The 19,425-nt window shown below is 71.5% G+C and carries 18 protein-coding genes; 5 read left to right on the forward strand and 13 right to left on the reverse strand.

The features are described 5' to 3' along the window. Positions 1-139 precede the first annotated feature (139 nt). The 3 genes from V6R91_RS32305 to purM are packed head-to-tail and all read right to left on the reverse strand — an operon-like array spanning position 140 to position 4,080. Positions 140-1,477: an MFS transporter gene (locus tag V6R91_RS32305; protein ID WP_336398754.1), complete on the reverse strand. Its 1,338-nt coding sequence runs from the start codon at positions 1,475-1,477 to the stop codon at positions 140-142. Between the two features lie 10 nt (positions 1,478-1,487). Next, positions 1,488-2,966, reverse strand: a complete 1,479-nt coding sequence (purF, locus tag V6R91_RS32310; protein ID WP_336398755.1) for an amidophosphoribosyltransferase — start codon at positions 2,964-2,966, stop codon at positions 1,488-1,490. A 10-nt stretch (positions 2,967-2,976) separates the two neighbouring features. Next, on the reverse strand, positions 2,977-4,080 hold the full coding sequence (purM, locus tag V6R91_RS32315; RefSeq protein WP_336398756.1) for a phosphoribosylformylglycinamidine cyclo-ligase: 1,104 nt from the start codon (positions 4,078-4,080) through the stop codon (positions 2,977-2,979). 81 nt (positions 4,081-4,161) lie between these two features. On the opposite strand from purM, the gene V6R91_RS32320 reads away from it, so the two are divergent. Continuing rightward, positions 4,162-4,761: a zinc-binding alcohol dehydrogenase gene (locus V6R91_RS32320; RefSeq protein WP_336398757.1), complete on the forward strand. Its 600-nt coding sequence runs from the start codon at positions 4,162-4,164 to the stop codon at positions 4,759-4,761. Positions 4,762-5,171: 410 nt separating this feature from the next. On the opposite strand, the gene V6R91_RS32325 is transcribed toward V6R91_RS32320, so the two are convergent. Further along, entirely contained in the window at positions 5,172-5,480 is a 309-nt protein-coding gene (locus tag V6R91_RS32325) for a hypothetical protein (protein WP_067245316.1), read from the reverse strand. A gap of 140 nt (positions 5,481-5,620) precedes the next feature. Here V6R91_RS32325 and V6R91_RS32330 point away from each other — a divergent pair, with 140 nt between their 5' ends. Beyond that, positions 5,621-5,986, forward strand: a complete 366-nt coding sequence (locus tag V6R91_RS32330; RefSeq protein ID WP_336398758.1) for an ArsR/SmtB family transcription factor — start codon at positions 5,621-5,623, stop codon at positions 5,984-5,986. A gap of 107 nt (positions 5,987-6,093) precedes the next feature. Further along, positions 6,094-6,756 carry an SRPBCC domain-containing protein gene (locus V6R91_RS32335; protein ID WP_336398759.1) on the forward strand — a complete coding sequence of 221 codons (663 nt, stop codon included), beginning with the start codon at positions 6,094-6,096 and terminating at the stop codon, positions 6,754-6,756. A 48-nt stretch (positions 6,757-6,804) separates the two neighbouring features. Here the strand turns inward: V6R91_RS32335 and V6R91_RS32340 are convergent, their stop codons facing one another. After that, the gene (locus tag V6R91_RS32340; protein ID WP_336398760.1) at positions 6,805-7,173 is read right to left on the reverse strand and encodes a sterol carrier family protein; all 369 of its coding nucleotides are present in this window, start codon (positions 7,171-7,173) and stop codon (positions 6,805-6,807) included. 65 nt (positions 7,174-7,238) lie between these two features. On the opposite strand from V6R91_RS32340, the gene V6R91_RS32345 reads away from it, so the two are divergent. Then, positions 7,239-7,937, forward strand: coding sequence for an NUDIX hydrolase (locus V6R91_RS32345; RefSeq protein ID WP_336398761.1), 699 nt, complete (start codon positions 7,239-7,241; stop codon positions 7,935-7,937). A 115-nt stretch (positions 7,938-8,052) separates the two neighbouring features. Continuing rightward, positions 8,053-9,330, forward strand: a complete 1,278-nt coding sequence (gene purD, locus V6R91_RS32350) for a phosphoribosylamine--glycine ligase (protein WP_271061376.1) — start codon at positions 8,053-8,055, stop codon at positions 9,328-9,330. A gap of 137 nt (positions 9,331-9,467) precedes the next feature. On the opposite strand, the gene V6R91_RS32355 is transcribed toward purD, so the two are convergent. From V6R91_RS32355 to V6R91_RS32390, 8 genes are all read right to left on the reverse strand, one after another. Then, entirely contained in the window at positions 9,468-10,694 is a 1,227-nt protein-coding gene (locus V6R91_RS32355) for a saccharopine dehydrogenase family protein (RefSeq protein ID WP_336398762.1), read from the reverse strand. Beyond that, on the reverse strand, positions 10,694-12,232 hold the full coding sequence (locus V6R91_RS32360) for an APC family permease (protein ID WP_336398763.1): 1,539 nt from the start codon (positions 12,230-12,232) through the stop codon (positions 10,694-10,696). The genes V6R91_RS32355 and V6R91_RS32360 overlap by 1 nt, the downstream gene beginning before the upstream one ends. A 177-nt stretch (positions 12,233-12,409) precedes the next feature. After that, the gene (locus tag V6R91_RS32365) at positions 12,410-13,951 is read right to left on the reverse strand and encodes a DHA2 family efflux MFS transporter permease subunit (RefSeq protein ID WP_336398764.1); all 1,542 of its coding nucleotides are present in this window, start codon (positions 13,949-13,951) and stop codon (positions 12,410-12,412) included. Further along, a complete protein-coding gene (locus V6R91_RS32370; protein ID WP_231819238.1) occupies positions 13,948-14,550 on the reverse strand; it encodes a PadR family transcriptional regulator in 603 nt (200 codons plus the stop codon). Before V6R91_RS32370 ends, V6R91_RS32365 begins: the two co-directional genes overlap by 4 nt. 240 nt (positions 14,551-14,790) lie before the next feature. Then, entirely contained in the window at positions 14,791-15,381 is a 591-nt protein-coding gene (locus tag V6R91_RS32375; protein WP_336398765.1) for a TetR/AcrR family transcriptional regulator, read from the reverse strand. Continuing rightward, positions 15,378-15,920 carry a TetR/AcrR family transcriptional regulator gene (locus V6R91_RS32380; protein WP_336398766.1) on the reverse strand — a complete coding sequence of 181 codons (543 nt, stop codon included), beginning with the start codon at positions 15,918-15,920 and terminating at the stop codon, positions 15,378-15,380. Before V6R91_RS32380 ends, V6R91_RS32375 begins: the two co-directional genes overlap by 4 nt. A 96-nt stretch (positions 15,921-16,016) precedes the next feature. Continuing rightward, positions 16,017-17,822, reverse strand: a complete 1,806-nt coding sequence (locus V6R91_RS32385; protein WP_336398767.1) for an amidohydrolase — start codon at positions 17,820-17,822, stop codon at positions 16,017-16,019. Positions 17,823-17,933: 111 nt separating this feature from the next. Next, the gene (locus V6R91_RS32390; RefSeq protein ID WP_336398768.1) at positions 17,934-19,316 is read right to left on the reverse strand and encodes an APC family permease; all 1,383 of its coding nucleotides are present in this window, start codon (positions 19,314-19,316) and stop codon (positions 17,934-17,936) included. Positions 19,317-19,425 lie beyond the last annotated feature (109 nt).

Below are 19,425 nucleotides of genomic sequence, written 5' to 3' on the forward strand. Positions count from 1 at the left end.
GAGCGCTCGCCCCTCGCCGCGCTCCCGCCGCTCCGCTCCCGTCGCCCCCGCTCGCGACATCAGGCGATCACGCGACATCAGGCGGATTCTCCGCAGATCTGCCTGTTCTCGCGCGTCTGCCTGTTCTCGCGCGGGGTCCTCACCACTGGCGGGCGTGCCGGCGCTCCCAGTCGTCCTCCACCGTGCGGCGGCGGCTGACGTAGATGCCCGCGGGCACCGAGACGACGAGCATGGATGCCACGACGATCAGGGGCACCTGCCACCCGCCCGTGGTGTCGTGCAGCATGCCGATGAGAAGGGGGAAGATCGCCGCCAGCGTGTAGCCCGCGCTCTGCGCGAACCCGCTGAGCGCGACGGCGCTCGCGGGGGTCCTCGCCCGGATGCTGATGAGCACGAGCGCGAGGGGGAACAGCATGCCGACCAGGCCGTACAGGCCCACCCACAGCCACACGAGCGACGGCGACGGCGCGAACAGCAGCCCCATGAGCCCGACGAAGCCGCCGAGCACCCCGAACAGGTACAGCGGCAGGGTCGCCTGCAGGCGGACGATCAGCACCGGCACGATCAGGGATCCGGGAAGGCCGATGAACGCGAAGAACGACAGCAGCAGGCCCGCCGTCGCCGGGCTCACCCCGGCCTGGTCGATCACGATGGTCGGAAGCCACGCGAACGCGACGTACGCCATCGTCGACGACGTCCCGAACACGAGGGCGATCGCCCAGGACAGCGGCACGCCCGCGACCCGCGCGAAGATGCGTGAGCTCGCCGGGACCACGACGATCGGGCCGGTGCCCACCACCGCCGGGTCCAGCTCCGCCTGCTCGTCCTCGATCTCGGCGAGGAAGCGCTCGTCGTCCGCGCGCTTCGTCGGCGCCGGAGTGGCCGCGGCCTCGACCCGGCCGGCGGCGCGCTCACGGAGGATCAGCAGCAGCCACGGGACGAGCCCGGTGACCGCGAACGCCGCCCACAACGCGAGGGAGAACCGCCAGCCCGCGGCATCCGCGACCGGCACGGCCACGAGCGGAGGAAGGAAGGTCGAGAACGCCATCGCCGTCGTGTAGACGGTCATCATGGCACCCAGCCGGTCGGGGAAGTACTTCTTCACCAGGGGCGGAAGGAGGATGTTTCCCATGCCGACGCCGGCGAACACCAGGGCGGTGGCCAGCAGCAGCGTGATCGAGTCGACGGCGAAGCCGCGCAGGACCAGCCCCGCCGTGATGGCGACCAGGGCGATCACGGCCACGCGCTCCAGTCCGAGCCGGCGCTCGAACAGCGGGGTCAGCAGGCCGAAGACGGCGAAGCAGATCGGCGGCGCCGTGCCGATGAGGCCCACGACGGCCGAGGACAGGGGGAAGTCCACGGCGATGTGATCCACCACCGGCGACAGGGACGCCACGGCGGAGCGCAGCGAGAACGCGCACAGCACGATCCCGAGGAGCGCCAGCACGCGCCCCCCGCGCACCTGGGCGCCGCTCACCGCGCGCCCCTCACGAGGTCTGCGACCCCTCGAGCCAGGCGAGGTACTCCTCCGTCACCGTCCCGGTGATGTAACGACCGTCGAAAGGACTCATGTCCAGGTCCTCCAGGTCCGAGCCTTCGATGATGGCGGCCTTGAGATCCTCGACCTCCTGATAGACCATGCGGTCGGCGCCGAGCACCTCCGCGATCTCCGGAATGGTGCGCCCGTACGCGACGAGCTCGTGCTTGGAGGGCATGTTGATGCCGTACACGTGCGGGTGACGGATCGGCGGAGCCGCCGAGGCGAAGATCACCGACTTCGCCCCCGCGTCCCTCGCCATCTGGATGATCTGCTGGCTGGTGGTGCCGCGCACGATCGAGTCGTCGATGAGCAGGACGTTCTTGCCGCGGAACTCCGTCGACATCGCGTTCAGCTTCTGCCGCACGCTCTTCTTGCGCACCGCCTGCCCCGGCATGATGAACGTCCGCCCGACGTAGCGGTTCTTATAGAAGCCCTCGCGGTACTCGATCCCGAGCTTGCGGGCCACCTCCATGGCGGCCGGCCGAGACGAGTCCGGGATCGGCATGACGACATCGATCTGGTCCAGCGGCACGTGCTTGGCGATCGTGTCCGCCAGACGCTCCCCCATCCGCAGCCGCGACTCGTAGACCGAGACGCCGTTCATCACGGAGTCGGGACGGGCGAGGTAGACGTACTCGAACGCGCAGGGGGTGAGCCGCGTCTCCCGGGCGCACTGGCGCGTGAACAGCTCGCCGTCGTTCGTGATGAACACGGCCTCGCCCGGGGCGACCTCGCGCACCACCTCGTAGTCGGCGTTCTCGAGGACGAGCGACTCGCTGGCGACCACCCACTCGTGCTCCGGGCTTCCCGCCTCCGCGCCGCCCGACGCGGGGCGACGGCCCAGGATCAGGGGCCGGATGCCGAACGGGTCGCGGAACGCGAGCAGGCCGTAGCCGGCGATGATCGCGATCACGGCGTACGCGCCCTCGATCCGTTCGTGCGTGCGCGACACCGCCTCGAAGATCCGCTCCGGATCCAGGTCCTCGGAGGATGTCGTCGTCTGCAGCTCGTTGGCGAGGACGTTGAGCAGCAGCTCTGTGTCGCTGGAGGAGTTGAGGTGGCGCCGGTCGCGCTGCTCCATGTCGGCGGTGAGCTCGCGCGTGTTGGTGAGGTTGCCGTTGTGGATGAGGATGATGCCGTACGGCGCGTTCACGTAGAACGGCTGGGCCTCCTCCTCGCTGGAGGCCGTTCCCTTGGTGGCGTAGCGGACGTGGCCGAGGCCGACGCTTCCGAGCAGGGAGCGCATGTCCCTCGTGCGGAAGGCCTCCCGGACCATGCCGGACGCCTTGGCCATGTGCATGACGCCGCTCGGCTCCGCCGTGGCGATGCCGGTCGCGTCCTGTCCTCGGTGCTGGAGCAGCAGGAGCGCGTCGTAGATGTCCTGGTTGACCGGGCCGGACCCGACCATTCCGACGATGCCGCACATAGGGGTGGTTTCACTCGCCTTCTCGATAGGTGCCGACCAGGCGCACGGCTCCGCCGTCCACGCCCTTCGCCCCCTGTTCGAACTCGCCGTCCGGACGGGCGCCGGTGTGCACCGTCGCGACCTGCCAGGTGTCGATGCCGCCCGCCGTGAGTGCGGCGGCGATGTCGCCGGCGGCGGTCTGGTCGACCACCGCGAGGAACCCGATCCCCAGGTTCCAGGTGCCCTCGCTGGACTCCAGCGTCGTGCCGGCGATGTCGCCGAGCACCCGGAAGACCGGAGCAGGAGACCACGTGGAGCGATCCACCTCGGCCCAGCTGCCCTGCGGGAGGACGCGGGCGAGGTTCGCCGCGATGCCGCCGCCGGTGACGTGGCTGAGAGCGTGCAGCCGGTCGCCGTACGTCTCCGCGACCCCGAGCAGCGGCGTCGTGTACAGGCGCGTGGGGGTCAGCAGCGCCTCGCCCCACGTCGCGCCGAGGTCCGCGGCGTTGTCGCCGTACGAGATCCCCGCGTTCGCGATGATGTGGCGCACGAGCGAGTAGCCGTTGGAGTGCAGGCCGCTGGACGCCAGGGCCAGGACGACGTCGCCGTCCTGGACGCGCTCGGCGCCGAGCAGGCGATCCGCCTCGACGACGCCCGTCGCCGCTCCGGCCACGTCGTAGTCGTTGATCCCGAGAAGGCCCGGGTGCTCCGCCGTCTCGCCGCCCACGAGCGCCGTGCCGGTCAGCGTGCACGCCTCGGCGATGCCGCGGACGATGTCGGCGATCCGCTCGGGGAAGACCTTGCCGCACGCGATGTAGTCGGTCATGAACAGGGGCTTCGCGCCGACGACCACGATGTCGTCGACCACCATGCCGACGAGGTCGTGACCGATGGTGTCGTGCTTGTCGATGGCCTGCGCGATCGCCACCTTCGTGCCGACGCCGTCGGTGCTCGACGCGAGCAGCGGACGGGTGTAGCCGAGCAGCGCCGAGGCGTCGAACATGCCGGCGAATCCGCCGACGCCTCCGAGGACCTCGGGACCGTGCGTGGCACGGACGGCGGACTTCATGAGCTCGACGGCGCGATCGCCGGCGGCCGTGTCGACGCCGGCCGCGGCATAGGTGTGGGACGACACCCTGCAAGCCTACCGGCGCGGGCCGCGGGTGCGGTCCGCGAGACGTGGCCCGCAGAGCCCGACGATCCGTACGATGGGGCCATGAGCGACAAGCCGCAGTGGCTCGTGCGGGAGGACGCCGGCGTTCCGGTGCTGGTCGCGCTCGCCCTGCGCCAGGAGCTCGGGATCCGAGTGCCCGCCGACCTGCCGTCGCTGCGGGATCGCGCCGTCCGTCCGCCGGACGCCCCGGAGGCGGGCGCAGAGCTCGAACGGCAGTGGCTCGCCTACTGGGAGATGACCGTCGAGCCGCGGGCCCACCGGGCCTCGGTGCCGCTGGAGCTCGTCGACGGCTTCGACACGCTGGTCGCCCTGCCCGCGGAGGGCGCGGACGAGCTGCGGGCGGCCATCGCCCCCCATGGCCCCTCCGTGGTCGCCTACGCGCGGGAGGCCCAGAGCCGGTACGCGCGCTCGATCAGCAGCGGCGGCGACGCCTACCGCGCCTATGCCGGGGCGATCGCCGAGTACGAGCGCGACACCGGCCGGCGGGCGCACTCGTTCGAGCTCAACGTGCACGTGCTGCCGTTCACGCAGCGGGGCATCTGGTGGATCGGGGCCCTCAGCGTCGCGGTGACCGACGGACTGCGCCGGGACGTCGTGGCGTTCGACGACGCGATCCGTCCCGTGATCGCCGAGCTCGCCTGACCCCGCGTGCGCGACCCGGCGCGTTCGCTCTCGCTCCTCACTCCGTGATCGCCTCACCCATCGCGAGAACAGGCACACACGCGAGAACAGGCAACCCCGCGGCAGATCCGCCTGACCCCGCGCGATTGCCTGCTCCAGCACCATTGCCTGACCCCGCACCATTGCCTGACCCCGCGCGATTGCCTGAGCTGACGCGACTGCCTGATCCGACGCGAGGGGCACGACCCCACGCGAGAACAGGCACACACGCGAGAACAGGCAACCCCGCGGCAGATCCGCCTGATTCTGCGCGATTGCCTGATCCGGCGTGCGGGCGTGGGGCGGCGCGGAGACGCGTGGCGCGGAAGCGCGTGGCACAGTGACGCGGGGACGCCGCGGCGCAGCGAGCGAGCCAGCCGGGGCCGCGGGGATTACTCGGCGATGCGCTCGTGGTCGACGCGGACGACGCGCTCGGTGCGCCGCGCCAGCCGATCCAGCAGCAGGGCGATCAGGCCGCCGACCGCGATGCCGATCGGCACCGTCCACAGCAGCGCGAAGCCGAACACCTGGCCGGGCGGGTACACGACGCCCAGGGCCTCGGACTCCTCGTAGCTGCCCACGGCGGTGAGGATCGCGGCGGCGATCACCCCGAGCACGACCCCGATCCCGAGGAAGACACCCCAGCGCGGCGCGCGGCGCACGCGGGCTTCGACGGTCTCACGGCTCTCGGAGGGGGACATGCCTCCATTCTCCCACCGATCCCGGTGTCCCGCCTCCGCGACCGTCGGCCGCCCCTGGCTCTCGCGCTCCGCATCCGCACGGGCTCGTCACCGCTACTTCATCCTTGACTTATATAAGCAAAGGATGAAACAGTAGATCCATGCACGCACTCGATGTCCTGGGCGATCCCGTCCGCCGGCGCCTGCTGGAGCTCCTGGGAGACGGCGAGCGCAGTGCGGGGGAGCTCGCCGGCGAGGTCCACGCCGAGTTCGGGATCTCTCAGCCCGCCGTCTCCCAGCATCTGAAGGTCCTGCGGGAGAACGGCTTCGCCTCCGTCCGCCCCGAGGGCACCCGACGCCTGTACGCCCTCGATCCCGAGGCCCTGCACGACGCCGCGACCTGGTTCGAGCCGTTCCGCCGCTTCTGGCAGCCGCGGCTCGACGCCCTCGGCACGGAGCTCGCCCGCGGACGACGCCGGCAGCGGCTCGACACCCAGGCCGGATCCGCGGGCGAGGCGCCCCGCTGACCGGAGGCCCACGGACCGGCGTGGCGCATCCGACGACCCCCGACGGACGCCGCCGGGACGACCGAGACACCGAACAGAGAACGAGACACCGAACAGAGGAGGAGACCATGGTCGATGTGAACGCACAGGTGGACGCCGTGACGCGCGGCGTCCGCACCGAGGACGTGGACGGCGTGCTCTCGCGCGTCCAGACGCTGTCGCAGGAGTATCCGAGCCCCATCGAGGACGTCTGGGACGCGGCGACGAGCGCCGATCGGATCCCCCGCTGGTTCCTGCCCGTCAGCGGCGACCTCCGTCTCGGCGGTCGCTACCGGCTGGAGGGCAACGCCGAGGGGGAGATCCTGGAGTGCGCCCCGCCGACCGACGGCACGGCGGCCTACCGGGTGACCTGGGAGTACGGCGGAGGCGTCACCTGGGTCACGGTCCGGCTCACGGCGACCGGAGCGGCGAGCACGCGCTTCGAGCTCGAGCACGTCGCCCGCGTGGACGAGGTGCCGCCGGGCTTCTGGGAGCAGTTCGGTCCCGGGGCGACCGGCGTCGGATGGGACGGCGGGCTGCTCGGCCTCGCCCTCCACCTGACCGGCGGCGACGGACCCTCGCCGGAGACCGCGGAGGCGTGGGCCGGGAGCGACGAGGGCCGCGCCTTCTACCGCGCAGCGGCCGATGCCTGGGGAACCGCGCACGAGGCTGCGGGGGCGAGCGCCGACCAGGCCAGAGCCGCCGCGGCTGCCACCTACGCCTTCTACACCGGGACGCCCGCCGAGGGCTGATCCCACACCCGGCCCTCGCGCCGCCCGCCCTACGACCGGGCCGCACGGTCAGGGACGCAGTGGGAGCAGGTCCGTGAGGTCGGCGCGGGTGCCGGATGCGTGGATCCGCCCGTCCGCGGCCGCATCCGCCCACGCGCGGACGCCGGTCGCCACGTCGATCCACGTCTCCGGATCCATCTCCACCACGTTCGGCGGCGTCCCCCGGGTGTGCCGCGGCCCCTGCACCACCTGGACGGCGCCGAAGGGCGGGACGCGCACCTCGACGCTGTTGCCGGGCGCCTTCTCCTCAAGCAGCTGCAGGAGGTAGCGGACGGCGGCGGCGTAGGCGGGGCGCGGCGGCCGCTCCTCCGCCTCGCGGGCGACGCCCACCGCGGCCAGGGCCTCCCGCCCCGCCGCCGTGTCGATCTTCCGAGCCATGCCCCCACCCTACGGTTCCCGACGAGGCCGACCCCGGGGGCGCGTCGCCCCCGTACGCTGGGGGGATGTCCGACCTGACGCAGGACTCGACCGCGTCGCGGCCCGCCACCGCCGCCGGCGCTCGGCGCGGCCTGATCGAGGCCGCCCGCTCCGAGGCGTGGCGCACGCTGCTGCCCGACCTTCCGACGGCCTCCGAGCCGCGCGCGGCGGCGGTCCTGGTGCTGTTCGGGGTCCTCGACGACGTGCCCGCACCCCCGGACGCGGTGCTGGCGCGCGACCTGGACGTGCTGCTGGAGAAGCGTTCCCCCACGCTGTCGTCGCACCCCGGCCAGGTCTCCTTCCCCGGGGGCAAGGCCGAGCCGGAGGACGCAGACGTCGCCGCCACCGCCCTGCGCGAGGCGCAGGAGGAGACCGGCGTGGATCCCGCGGGGGTCGAGATCCTCGCGGTGCTGCCCGATCTCCCCCTGGTGGCGAGCAACCACCGCGTGACGCCGGTGCTGGGATGGTGGCGGGAGCCGTCGTCGGTGGTGGCCGTGGACCACGCCGAGACGGTCGAGGTGTTCCGGATGCCGGTCGCGAAGCTCCTGGATCCGGCCAACCGGTACGTGTCCGTGCGCCATCACGGCGTGCACACCTTCCGTGCGCCCGCGTTCGAGGTGGACGGCACGGTCGTGTGGGGCTTCACGGCGATGGTGCTGGACGGGCTCTTCGAGGCGGCCGGCTGGACCGTGCCCTGGGACCGCTCGATCGAGCGCGAGGTCTGATCCGCCGCGGTCGCCGAAACCCCTTCCCCCGTCGACACCCCCTCGCAGGTGCGCGTCCGGGAGGGGGTCTGGGCGGGCAGAGGGGGTTTCGGCACGCGCTCGGTAGGCTGGCCGGGTGAAGATCCTCGTCCTCGGTTCCGGTGCCCGCGAGCACGCGATCATCCTCGCCCTGCGCGCCGAGGAGGACGCGCACGACATCCTCGCCGCGCCCGGCAACGCCGGCATCGCACAGGACGCGACGATCGTCGGCGTCGATCCGCTCGACGGCGCCGCCGTGACCGCGTTCGCCAACGAGCACGCCGTGGACCTCGTCGTCGTCGGCCCCGAGGCGCCGCTCGTCGCCGGCGTCGCCGACGCGCTCCGCGAACGCGGGATCCCCGTGTTCGGGCCGGGCCGGGCCGCGGCGCAGCTGGAGGGGTCGAAGGCCTTCGCGAAGCGGATCATGGAGTCCGCATCCGTCCCCACGGGGCGCGCCGTGCACGCCGCGACGGCGGAGGAGGTCGAGGCCGCGTTCGACGAGCTCGGCTCCCCCTACGTCGTCAAGGCCGACGGCCTGGCCGCCGGCAAGGGCGTCATCGTGACGGAGGACCGCGCCGAGGCACGGGCCCATGCGGCCCAGTACCTGCCGACGGGCCCGGTGCTCGTGGAGGAGTTCCTGTCCGGCCCTGAGGTCTCCCTCTTCTTCCTCAGCGACGGCGACACCGTGCGCGCGCTGAGCCCCGCCCAGGACTTCAAGCGGGCCCTGGACGGAGACGAGGGCCCCAACACCGGCGGCATGGGCGCGTATTCGCCGCTGCCCTGGCTGGCCGAGCGGTTCGGATCCGAGGAGGCGTTCGTCCAGCAGGTCACCGACGAGATCGCTCTCCCCGTCATCCGTCAGCTCGACGCGGAGGGGACGCCGTTCATCGGCCTGCTGTACGCCGGACTCATCCTCACCGAGAAGGGCGTGCGGGTCATCGAGTTCAACGCACGGTTCGGCGACCCGGAGACACAGGTCGTGCTGCCGCGCCTGCGCACGCCGCTGTCCGCGCTGCTGCTCGCCGCCGCGTCGGGCACCCTCGAGGACCAGCCGCATCCGGAGTTCTCCGACGACGTCGCGATCACGGTCGTCCTCGCCAGCGAGGGCTACCCCGAGGCGCCGCGGACCGGTCGTCCCATCGAGGGCCTGGAGGACGCCGACGCCGTCGAGGGCGTGCGGATCGTGCACGCCGCGACGGCCGGCCCGGATGCGCCGGGCGGCTCGCTCATCGCGACGGGCGGCCGCGTGCTGAACGTGGTGGCCACCGGATCGGACTTCCGCGACGCCCGCGCCCGCGCGTACGAGGCCATCGGTCGGATCCGCCTCGACGGCGCGCACCACCGCACCGACATCGCGGCCCGCGTCGCCGACTAGACCCGAGCCGCGCGAGACCCCCTCGCCCCGCCGAGACCCCCTCTGCCACGCGCTTGTGGGAGGGGGTCTGGGCGGCACGAGGGGGCCTCGCGGACGGGAACCGGGACCGGACCGGGACCCGGGACCCGGGACCGGGGTCAGACGGGCTTCTCGACCAGCCCCCAGGGCGAGCCGTAGCCGGCGGGTGCCGGGGCCGACAGCAGGTCGAGGAAGGGGCGGGCGTCGAACGCCTCGGGACCGAGGACGCCCGCGCCGGACCAGGCCCCGCGGGCGAGCAGCTCCAGCGCCACGACGGGGTTGATCGCGGTCTGCCACACCACGGCCTGCGAGCCGTACTCCGCCATCGTCCGCTCGTTGTCCGCGACGTGGTACAGGTACGTCGACCGGGGAGCGCCGTCCTTGCCCGTGCCCCGCACCCACACCCCCGCGCAGGTCTTCCCCGTCATCCGGTCCCCCAACGCGGCCGGATCCGGGAGCACCGCCGCGACCACGTCGCGGGGAGACACCTCGACGCCCTTCACCGTCACCGGATCCGTCCGGTCCAGCCCCAGCTTGTTCAGCACGGACAGGACCCGGATGAACTCGTCCCCCAGCCCGTACTTGAAGGTGACCCGCTTCGCGGTCGTCCAGCGCGGCATGAGGAGGACCTCCTCATGCTCGACGTTGACGCACTCGACCGGACCGATCCCCTCCGGGAAGTCGAACACCTCGGGCTCGGAGAACGGCGCCGTCGTGAACCACCCGCGATCCGCCTCGTAGATCACCGGCGGGTTCAGGCATTCCTCGATCGTCGTCCAGATCGAGAAGGACGGAGCGAAGTCGTAGCCCTCGACGACCAGGTTCGCGCCGTCGCGCACCCCGATCTCGTCGATCTCGTCGAACAGCTCGTCCTCCGCGTACCGCGCGAGCACGTCCGACAGCCCCGGCTCGACGCCGATTCCGACGAGCGCCAGCCGTCCGGCGGCCTCCCAGCGCTCGGCCTGCGCGAACTGCTCGTCCCCGAGCTTCACCCCGGTGAGCTCGTGGGGGCGCTCGGGGTGCGGGCGGGACAGGCTCATCGCCATGTCGAGGTAGGTCGCCCCGGCGTCGAAGCAGCCCTCGAAGATGGACATGACGAAGCGCGGATCCACGGCGTTGAGGACGTGCGTCGCCCCGTGCTCGCGGATGAGGGCCGCGACCGACGCGGCGGAGGAGGCGTCCACCCGCGCCGCGACCAGGCGGGGATCGGAGAGCTCCGCGGCGAGCGCCTCGGGCCGGGCGGGATCGTAGTCCGCCACGACCAGCGCCTCGAAGAAGTCGCGGCGCACGGCGATCCGCACGGCTGCGGATCCGACGCCCCCGGCGCCGATGACGAGGATCCGCATCAGATCCCCCCGTCCACGGAGCGGATGAGATCGCCCGGCTCGTCCGGCACGAGCACGGGGGTGTCCCGGTTCAGGCTCTCGCCCCGGAAGAACCGCTTCGCCCGCGGAAACAGGAACCAGACGAGCATCAGCACCACACCGATCAGCAGCGACCCGATGCCGACCACGAACGTGCCGCCGATCCCGAAGAGCACCGTGTAGCCGTAGTCCACGTCCCACATGTCGATCGCCGACTGCACGAACGCGTACGTGAGCATGAGCGCTCCCAGCAGCGGCATGAGCCCCTTGACCAGGAAGGCGTTCACGGACGTGAACAGCTCCCGGCGGAAGTACCACACGCACGCGTAGCCGGTGATGGCGTAGTAGAAGGCGATCGCGAGCCCGAGCGAGAGGATCGAGTCCTGCAGGATGTTGTCGCTGACCAGGGTCATCCCGACGTAGTAGGCCGAGGCGACGACGCCCATGACCAGCGTCGAGAACGACGGGGTGCGGTAGCGCGGGTGCACGTCCTTGAACCTGGCCGGGAGCGCCCGGTACACGCCCATGGCCAGGGTGCCGCGCGCGGTCGGGAGGATCGTGGTCTGCGTCGACGACACGGCCGAGATGAGGACCGCCACGACGAGGACCCAGCCGAACGGGCCGAGCAGGCCGTCACGGATCGCGAGGAAGAAGTCGTCCGCATTCGCCTCGTTGCCCAGGCCCGTGCCGTCCTCGCCGAGACCCGCGTACATCATGGCGGCCACGGTCACCCCGACGTAGGTCACCAGCAGGATCACGCAGGTCAGCAGCGCGGCCGCGCCCGGCGTGCGCTTCGGGTCCTTCGTCTCCTCGTTCAGCGCCAGGCACGTGTCCCATCCCCAGTAGATGAACAGCGCCAGGAGGACGGCCTGGGTGAACCCGCTCCACGAGGTGAACGCGAACGGGTTCATCCACTCGAGATCGAACGGCGTGGGGTTCGGCGCGGTGCCGGCGAAGAACTGGACGAGGGCCGCCACGACGAACACCGCCAGCGCGATGTACTGGATCGCCAGGAGCAGGTTCTGGATCTTCTCGCCGATCTCGACTCCGCGCCAGCTCACCCAGGTCATCGCCGCGATGAACGCCACGGCGACGAGGATGACCCGCCAGTCGTTGTTCTCGAACGACAGACCGAACAGCGCCCAGAAGTAGATGCTCGCGATCTGGGAGAGGTTCGCGAGCACCACCATGCCCGCGACCGCGACGCCCCAGCCGCCCATCCAGCCGACCCACGGACCGAACGCCTTCGTGCCCCAGGTGAAGGTCGTGCCGCAGTCCGGGATCTCGCGGTTGAGCTCCCGGTATGCGAACGCGATGAAGAGCATCGGCAGGAACGCGACGATGAACGCGATCGGCGCCTGGGCCCCGACCGCGAGCACGACCCAGCCGAGCGTCGCGACCAGCGAGTACACCGGGGCGGTCGAGGCCAGGCCGATCACCGTGGATCCCCAGAGCCCCAGAGTTCCCTGGGCCAGGCCCTTGCCGTCTCCCCGCGTGAGGTGAATGGGCGTCGTCGTCATCGAGGACCTTCCCTCCGGCGTCGACATCCGCACGCTCGATGCATCGGGGCGACGCCGGCCCGATGCGCGCTGTGGCGATGTCAGCCTAAGGCACGATCGGGAACGAATCCAGTCGTTTGTGTGATGAGACCCTTCGGAATCCGTTTCAGTCCACCGACTTGACCACCGTTTCCATCCTCACCGGGCGGAATCGTCGGGCTTGTGCCCGGTCAGGAAGAGCGCCGCGACGAGGGCGACCGCCAGGACCGCCGCCGGCAGCAGCATCGTCTGCGCCATACCGGTGGAGAACGGTGCGGCCACCGCCTCCGGGAGTGCTCCACCCCCGCCGATGCCGCCCGGCGCCTCGCCCATTCCGGGCAGGTTGGCTTCGAGACGCGCCTGCATGAAGGCCGCGATCGCCGACGAGCCGACGACGGATCCGATCGTGCGGGTCGTGTTGTAGATGCCCGCCCCGGCTCCCGCCTGCCGCGGCGGCAGGTTTCGGGTGGCCGTCGTGGCGAGCGGACCCCACATCCCCGCGTTCCCGATGCCGAGGAGCGCCGAGGGCAGCAGGAACATCCAGATCGGCGAGTCGAGGTTCATCAGCGCCGCGTTCCACAGCAGCCCCGCGCCGACGAAGAGGAGGCCGGGTACGAGGATGAACCGCGGGTCCACCCGGTCCAGCAGCGAGCCGGCCAGGGGCGCGAGGGCGCCCGAGATCACCGCCATGGGGATCATCAGCAGCGCCGCCTCGGTCGGGGTGAGGCCCCGGGCGAGCTGCAGGAAGAACATGAACGGCAGCGCCATTCCGGTGACCGTGAACCCGACGGCCGCGATCGCGACGTTCGCGCCGGAGAAGTTGCGGTCGCGGAACAGCCCCAGCGGAACGAGCGGCTCGCTGCGGGTCCGGGCCTGCTGCAGGACGAACACCGCCAGCAGCACGACACCGGCGATGATCAGACTCCAGACGGAGATCGGTCCGGCGATGACGCCCCAGTCGTACTTCTCGCCCTCCTGAAGCCCGAAGACGATGAGGAACAGGGCCGCGGCGCTGAGCACGACCCCGACGACGTCGAAGCGGTGCGGGTGCGTCTTCAGGCGCGGGACCAGGATCGCGGCCAGCACGAACCCGATGATCCCGACCGGCACGTTGATGAAGAAGATCCACTCCCAGCCGAGACCGTCGACGAGCAGGCCGCCGACGAGCGGCCCGACGAGCGTCGCGACACCGGCGGTGGCGCCCCACAGCCCCATCGCCGCACCGCGACGACCGGCCGGGAACGTGCGGGTGATGACCGCCATCGTCTGCGGCGTCATGAACGCCGCGCCGAGTCCCTGGACGGCGCGGGCCGCGATCAGCCCCTCGAGGGTCGTGGACAGGCCGCACCACAGGGACGCGCCGGTGAAGACGACGAGCCCGATCAGGTAGATGTTCTTCGGCCCGAACCGGTCGCCGAGGCGCCCGGTGATGAGCAGCGGCACCGCGTACGCGAGCAGGTAGGCGCTCGTGACCCACACGACGTTGTCGAGGTTGTTGGTCTGCGGATCCAGCGCGGCCTTGATCGCCGGGTTCGCCACCGAGACGATCGTGGTGTCCACCAGGATCATGAAGAAGCCGATGACGAGGGCCCAGAGGGCGGGCCACGGGCTGGTCGGCTTGTGGCCGGTGGCATAGGTGCCGGTCGAGGTCGGGACCCCGGCCGGTGCGGTCGCCTGCTCGCCGCCGTTCGATTCGGTCATTCGTGCGCCTTTCGCTCTGCAAGACAGTGATCCGGGTCCGCGCCCCACGCGAACGCGGGGTCGCCCAGACGCGGGAGGAGTTGGTCGAGCCAGTCGAGGTCGGCCTGCAGCAGCATCCGCTGCCGGGTGATCTCGAGGATGTACTGCTCGGGGATCCGGCGCTCGGCGGCCGAGGCGATCCCCTCTTCGTGGTGCGCGAGGTCCTCCTGGACCAGGGCGCGGCGCTGCTCCAGCAACGCGATGACCTCGGCGCGGTCGAGGTTGTGCGCCTCCGCCACGGCCACGCGGAACCGTGCCGGGTGATCCAGGCGACCGAGCTCCCGGCGCACCCAGTCGCCGACCGCGTCGGCTCCGGCGGACGTGAGCGTGTAGGTGGTGCGCTCGGGGCGATTGCCCTCGCGGTCCGTCCCCACCTCGGCCAGGAGTCCCTGCTCATTGAGGCGCGAGACCGTGTGGTACAGCGTGCCGTTGGTGATCGAGATGAGCCGGTCGTCACGACGCTGACGCAGCAGACGCGCCATCTCGTAGGTGTGCATGTCGCGCTCGCGCAGCAGCGCGAGCACCATGACGCCGAGGGGCGTGAGCGCCGGGTCCTTCACGAGTCCTCCATTTCGATTAGTCCATATGGACTATCCGAAGAGGACTATACACGCCCTTGCCCCCGCCCGCTCGCCGCGTTCCGACCCGCCCTGTCGAGTGGTCAGTTTCTGTGGGTTGAACGGCGCTGAACCCACAGAAAATGACCACTCGATAGACGGCGGCGCGAGGCGAGCGGGCGGGGCGAGGATGCGGCGCGGTACGCGAGGCGGGGCGGCGGTACGCGGGGCGACGGGGCGGGGTTACGCGGGCGCGGGGGCCTGGAAGGCGGTGAGGAGGTGGTCGAGCGCCTCGCGCGCCTCCGCCACGTCGAGAACGCCGGCGAGCCAGCGCTGGCTCAGCCCCTCGACCATCGCGGTGAGCATCGCGGCGAGACTCTCGGGCGCCAGGTCGCTGCGCATCGACCCCTCCGCGATGCAGCGCAGCACGCCGATCATGACCTGGTCGTTCCAGTCCTCCGTCACCGCACGCAACTGAGCGTGGAGGGCGTCCTGAGCGTTGGGCAGCGCCGCGACCTCGTTCCACACGAGGTTCAGCTCGCGCACGGACGACCGCTCGTCGAACTCCGCCAGCAGGGCCGTGCGCAGCGTCTCCCGCGCCGCAACCCCGGGGGTCCGATGCAGGAGGTTGGTCGACGGAGCGCGCCGGGCCGCGTACTCGAGGGCCGCGGTCAGCAGCGCCTGCTTGCTGGGGAAGTGGTACGCGAGCAGGTGCGGGGTCACATCCGCGGTGGTGGCCACCTCCGACATCCGCAGCGCCTGCAGCCCCTTCTGTGCGATGAGCGACGAGGCGGCGGCGAGGATCCGGTCCTTCCTGCTGGCCGACTCGCTCACGGGCGCCCCGCCCCGGTCCGAGACGAGAGATCCAGATGATCCGCCGCCGCGGCGAGCAGGATCCGGGCCTCCTCCTCGGACATGAGGTCGGTCGCGACGCGCTGACGCAGTCCGTCGGCGAGGCTGCTGAGGACGCGGACGGTGCGCGCATCCGCGCCCGAACGCTCCGCCACGACCGTCTCCCATCGGGTCGTCACCGCATCCAGGGCTCGCCGCACCTCGGCGTCGAACACGGCCTCGCGGAGGGCATCGGCGCGCAGCCGGGCCCACGCGCCCGCCGTCATCGGGGCGCCGACGAGCGCGGCGGCGTCCTCCTCCGCCGGGAGGCCGTCGAGCGTGTCCAGCGCGCGCACCAGCGCCGCGCGCAGGAGGGCGAGCCGACCGCCGAAATGGTAGTTGAGCAGCCCCAGCGACACCCCCGCGGCCCGAGCGATGTCCTCCACCTTGGCGGCATGGATCCCGTCACGAAGAAGCACCGACGCCGCCGCGTCGAGGATGCTGTCGCGCGCGTCGCCGGTCGGTGACGTGGGGGTCGGCACCGTTTCCACCCTCCTTGCGGGATCGGCACGGCACACCCGTACGAGCGGGTGGGAGTTCGGTGCCATCCTATGCTCCCACCCGCCCGGCCTCGCCGGTCAGATGCCGCCGTGCACCACCCGGCCGCCGACCATCGTGAGCAGCACCTCGGTGTCGACGATCCGACTCGGGTCGATCTCCGTGATGTTCTGGTCGATCACGATCAGATCGGCGTACTTGCCGGTCTCCAGGGATCCCGTCACGTCGTCGGCGAGCATGGCCGCAGCACCGTTGAGGGTCAGGACACGGATGGCCTCGGCCACGGTGAGCCCGCGCTCCTCGCCGAGCCTGCCGGTGTACGCCTCGCCGCCGTCCGGGTTCTCCCGGGTCACCGCGACCTGCATCGCGAGCCACTCGTCGAGACGGTCGACCGGCCAGTCGCTGCCGAGCGCGACGGCCGCACCGGCGTCCGTGAGGGATCCGATCGGCTCCGAGCGCGCGAACCGCTCCGGGCCGAGCTGGTCCTTCGTGCCCTCGATGGAGTCGAACGAGGGCTTGGCCCACTGCAGTCCCATGACCGGCTGCACGTTCAACTCGGCGAAGCGGGGCCAGTCCGCCGGATCCACGTTCTCGGCATGGCCGATGAGCAGCGGCAGGTCGCTGTCCACGTCCGCGCGCACCGCCTCGTAGGCGTCGAGGATCTCGCGGACGCCGCGGTCGCCGATCGCGTGGGGTTGCGCGGCGATCCCCTCCTTCAGCAGAGCGCCGGCCACGGCGGCGAACTGGTCGGCCGTGTAGTACGGCTCCGGTCCGGCGTTGGTCCCGGGCGCCCACGCCCCGTCGGGGCCCTCGACGAGATACGGAGCGAGCATGCTCGCCGTCTGCGCGGGCGCCTGCGTCACGCCGTCGATGAAGATCTCCCCCACGCTCGTCACGGAGATCCCCGGTGCCGCGTCCTCCTCGGCGCGCGTCCAGGTGTCGCGGTAGTCGACCACGTCCGCCACCGCGGCCTCCGGGTCGGTCGCGGCCGCGGCCATGTCCACATCCGGCGACAGGTGCACGCGCGCCGTCAGCTCGCCGTCCTCATGCAGGGAGGCATAGGCCTGCGCCGTGCCGGCGCCGGCGATCTGGTCCATGAAGGCCACCACGCCCTGGGCGGCGAACGCCTCCAGCGCCGCGGCGGCGGAGGCGCGGGTGTCCTCCTCGGTGGGCGCGGGCAGCAGCGCCCGCACCGCGTCGATCGCGCCGTCCTCGAGGATTCCCGTGGGCTCGCCCGCGGCGTCCCGGGCGATGTGACCGCCGTCCTGGTCCGGGGTCGCCGCGGTGATCCCGGCGGCGGCGAGCGCCACGCTGTTGACGACGGCGCTGTGCCCGTCCGTGGAGTTGACGATGATCGGCCGATCCGCGCCCAACGCGTCCAGGACGCCGCGGTCGGCGTCGGTCCCCGCGGGCTGCATCGCCTGGCGATACCAGCCGCGGACGCTGAGAGCCACGTCGGACGGCTCGTCCGCCATGTCGTCGAGGCATTCCTGGATCCGCGCCTGGAACTCCGCGACCGTCAGCGGGTCGTAGGTCAGCGAGCACCCCGCGAGGTTCCCGCCGCCGCCGATCGAGTGCGTGTGTCCGTCCTGGATGCCGGGCATGACCATCCGCCCGTCGAGCTCGACGACCTCGGTGCCTTCGCCGATGTACGGCTCCGCCCCCTCGTCGTCGCCGACGTAGACGATGAGGCCGTCGCGGATCGCGATCGCCTCCTGGACGCTGTCCTCTGCGTCCACGGTCCAGATGAAGCCGCCGCGGAGGACGGTGTCGGCGCGATCCATGGAGGGTCCTTCCTGTGCCGCGGTGCAGCCGGCCAGCAGCCCGGCGGCGACGAGCACGGCGGCAGCGCCGGCCGTCGCGCGGGAACGGGGTGTGAGACGCATGACGATCCTTTCATTGGGGGGTGAGAGGGGTGCACGAGGCACGGGAGCGCAGCGGCGCCCCCGGGGACAGGCGGGAGGACACGGACGGGCTCTCGGAGCCCGTCCCGGCGATCAGCGGGTAAGGCCCGGTTCCGGTTCGCCCTGAGGATCGCGCTCGGCCTCCTCGATGCCGAGCGAGACGACCGGGCGGCGGAAGCCGCGCGTGAGCACGATCAGGTAGACGAGCCCGACCGCGGCCCAGACGACGCCCGCGATCATCGCGTCCGGGCTGAGGTGGATCCACAGCAGGCCCGTCCCGATCGCTCCGATCACGGGGAGAACGAGGAAGCGGACGATGTCGGCCGGCGTCCGGCGCCGCCCCTGCCGGACGGCGTAGTGCGCGATGACCGAGAGGTTGACGAACGTGAACGCGACGAGGGCGCCGAAGCTGATCATCGACGACATCAGCTCCAGCGACATCCCGACCGCCAGGAGGATCACGGCACCGGAGATCACCGTCGCGTACAACGGGGTGCGGCGGGTCGGATGGATGACGCCGAACACCCTGCGGGGGAGGACGCCGTTGCGCCCCATGACGTAGAGCAGGCGCGAGACGCTCGCGTGCGAGGACAGCCCGGAGGCCACCGCCGCGGCGAACGCCACCGCGACGAACAGGATCTGGAACGCCTGGCCTCCCACCAGCAGCGCCATCTCGGGCAGCGTGTCGTCGACGTAGTGGAACACCTCGTTGGTCGGGAACGCGAGCTGCGCGAACCAGCCCCCGATCAGGAACACGGCGCCGCCGCACAGCACCGTCAGGACGACGGCCCTCGGCACCACCCGCTCGTCCTTGGCCTCCTCGGCGTACATGGTGACCGCGTCGAAGCCGATGAACGAGAACGCGACGATGGTCGTGCCGACGATCACCGCGGTGAGCTGCACGTCGTCGTGCCAGAGGGGGCGGAGGGACGCGAGCGTGCCCTCGCCCATCCCCCGGCCGATCTGCACCGCGGCGAGGACGACGAACGCCGCGATGCCGGCCAGCGCCGAGATCAGCAGCACGCCGTTGATCCGCGACGTGGCGTTCACGCTGATGATGTTCAGCCCGATCAGCAGCGCCGCCACGCCGACGACCCACACCCATCCCGGGACGTCCGGGAAGAACTGCTCCATGTAGAGCCGGATGATGACCGCGTTCACGACCGGCAGGAGCAGGTAGTCCAGGAGCGCGGCCCAGCCGACGAGAAAGCCGAGCGAGGGATGGATCGACTCGCGGGTGTACGTGTACGCCGAGCCCGCCGCGGGGAACGCCCGCGCCATGGATCCGTAGCTGAGCGCCGTGAACAGCAGGACCACGAGCCCGATGAGGTACGCCAACGGCACGACGCCCGAGGTCTCCTCGGACACGATGCCGAACGTGTCGAAGACGGTGACCGGTGCCATGTATCCGAGGCCGAGGCCGACGATGGCCCACACGCCGAGGGTCCGTTTCAGGGAGGGAGGGTTGCCGTTCATACACGTCCTTGTGCGTCGCATCGGCCCGGCCGAGCCGGGGGCGGGAAGTTTCAGCAGTCTAGGGAGGGATCATGAATGCGTCAATAGGCTCGACTAGTTGCCTTTTCAG

This window comes from Microbacterium sp. CCNWLW41 (assembly GCF_037083505.1).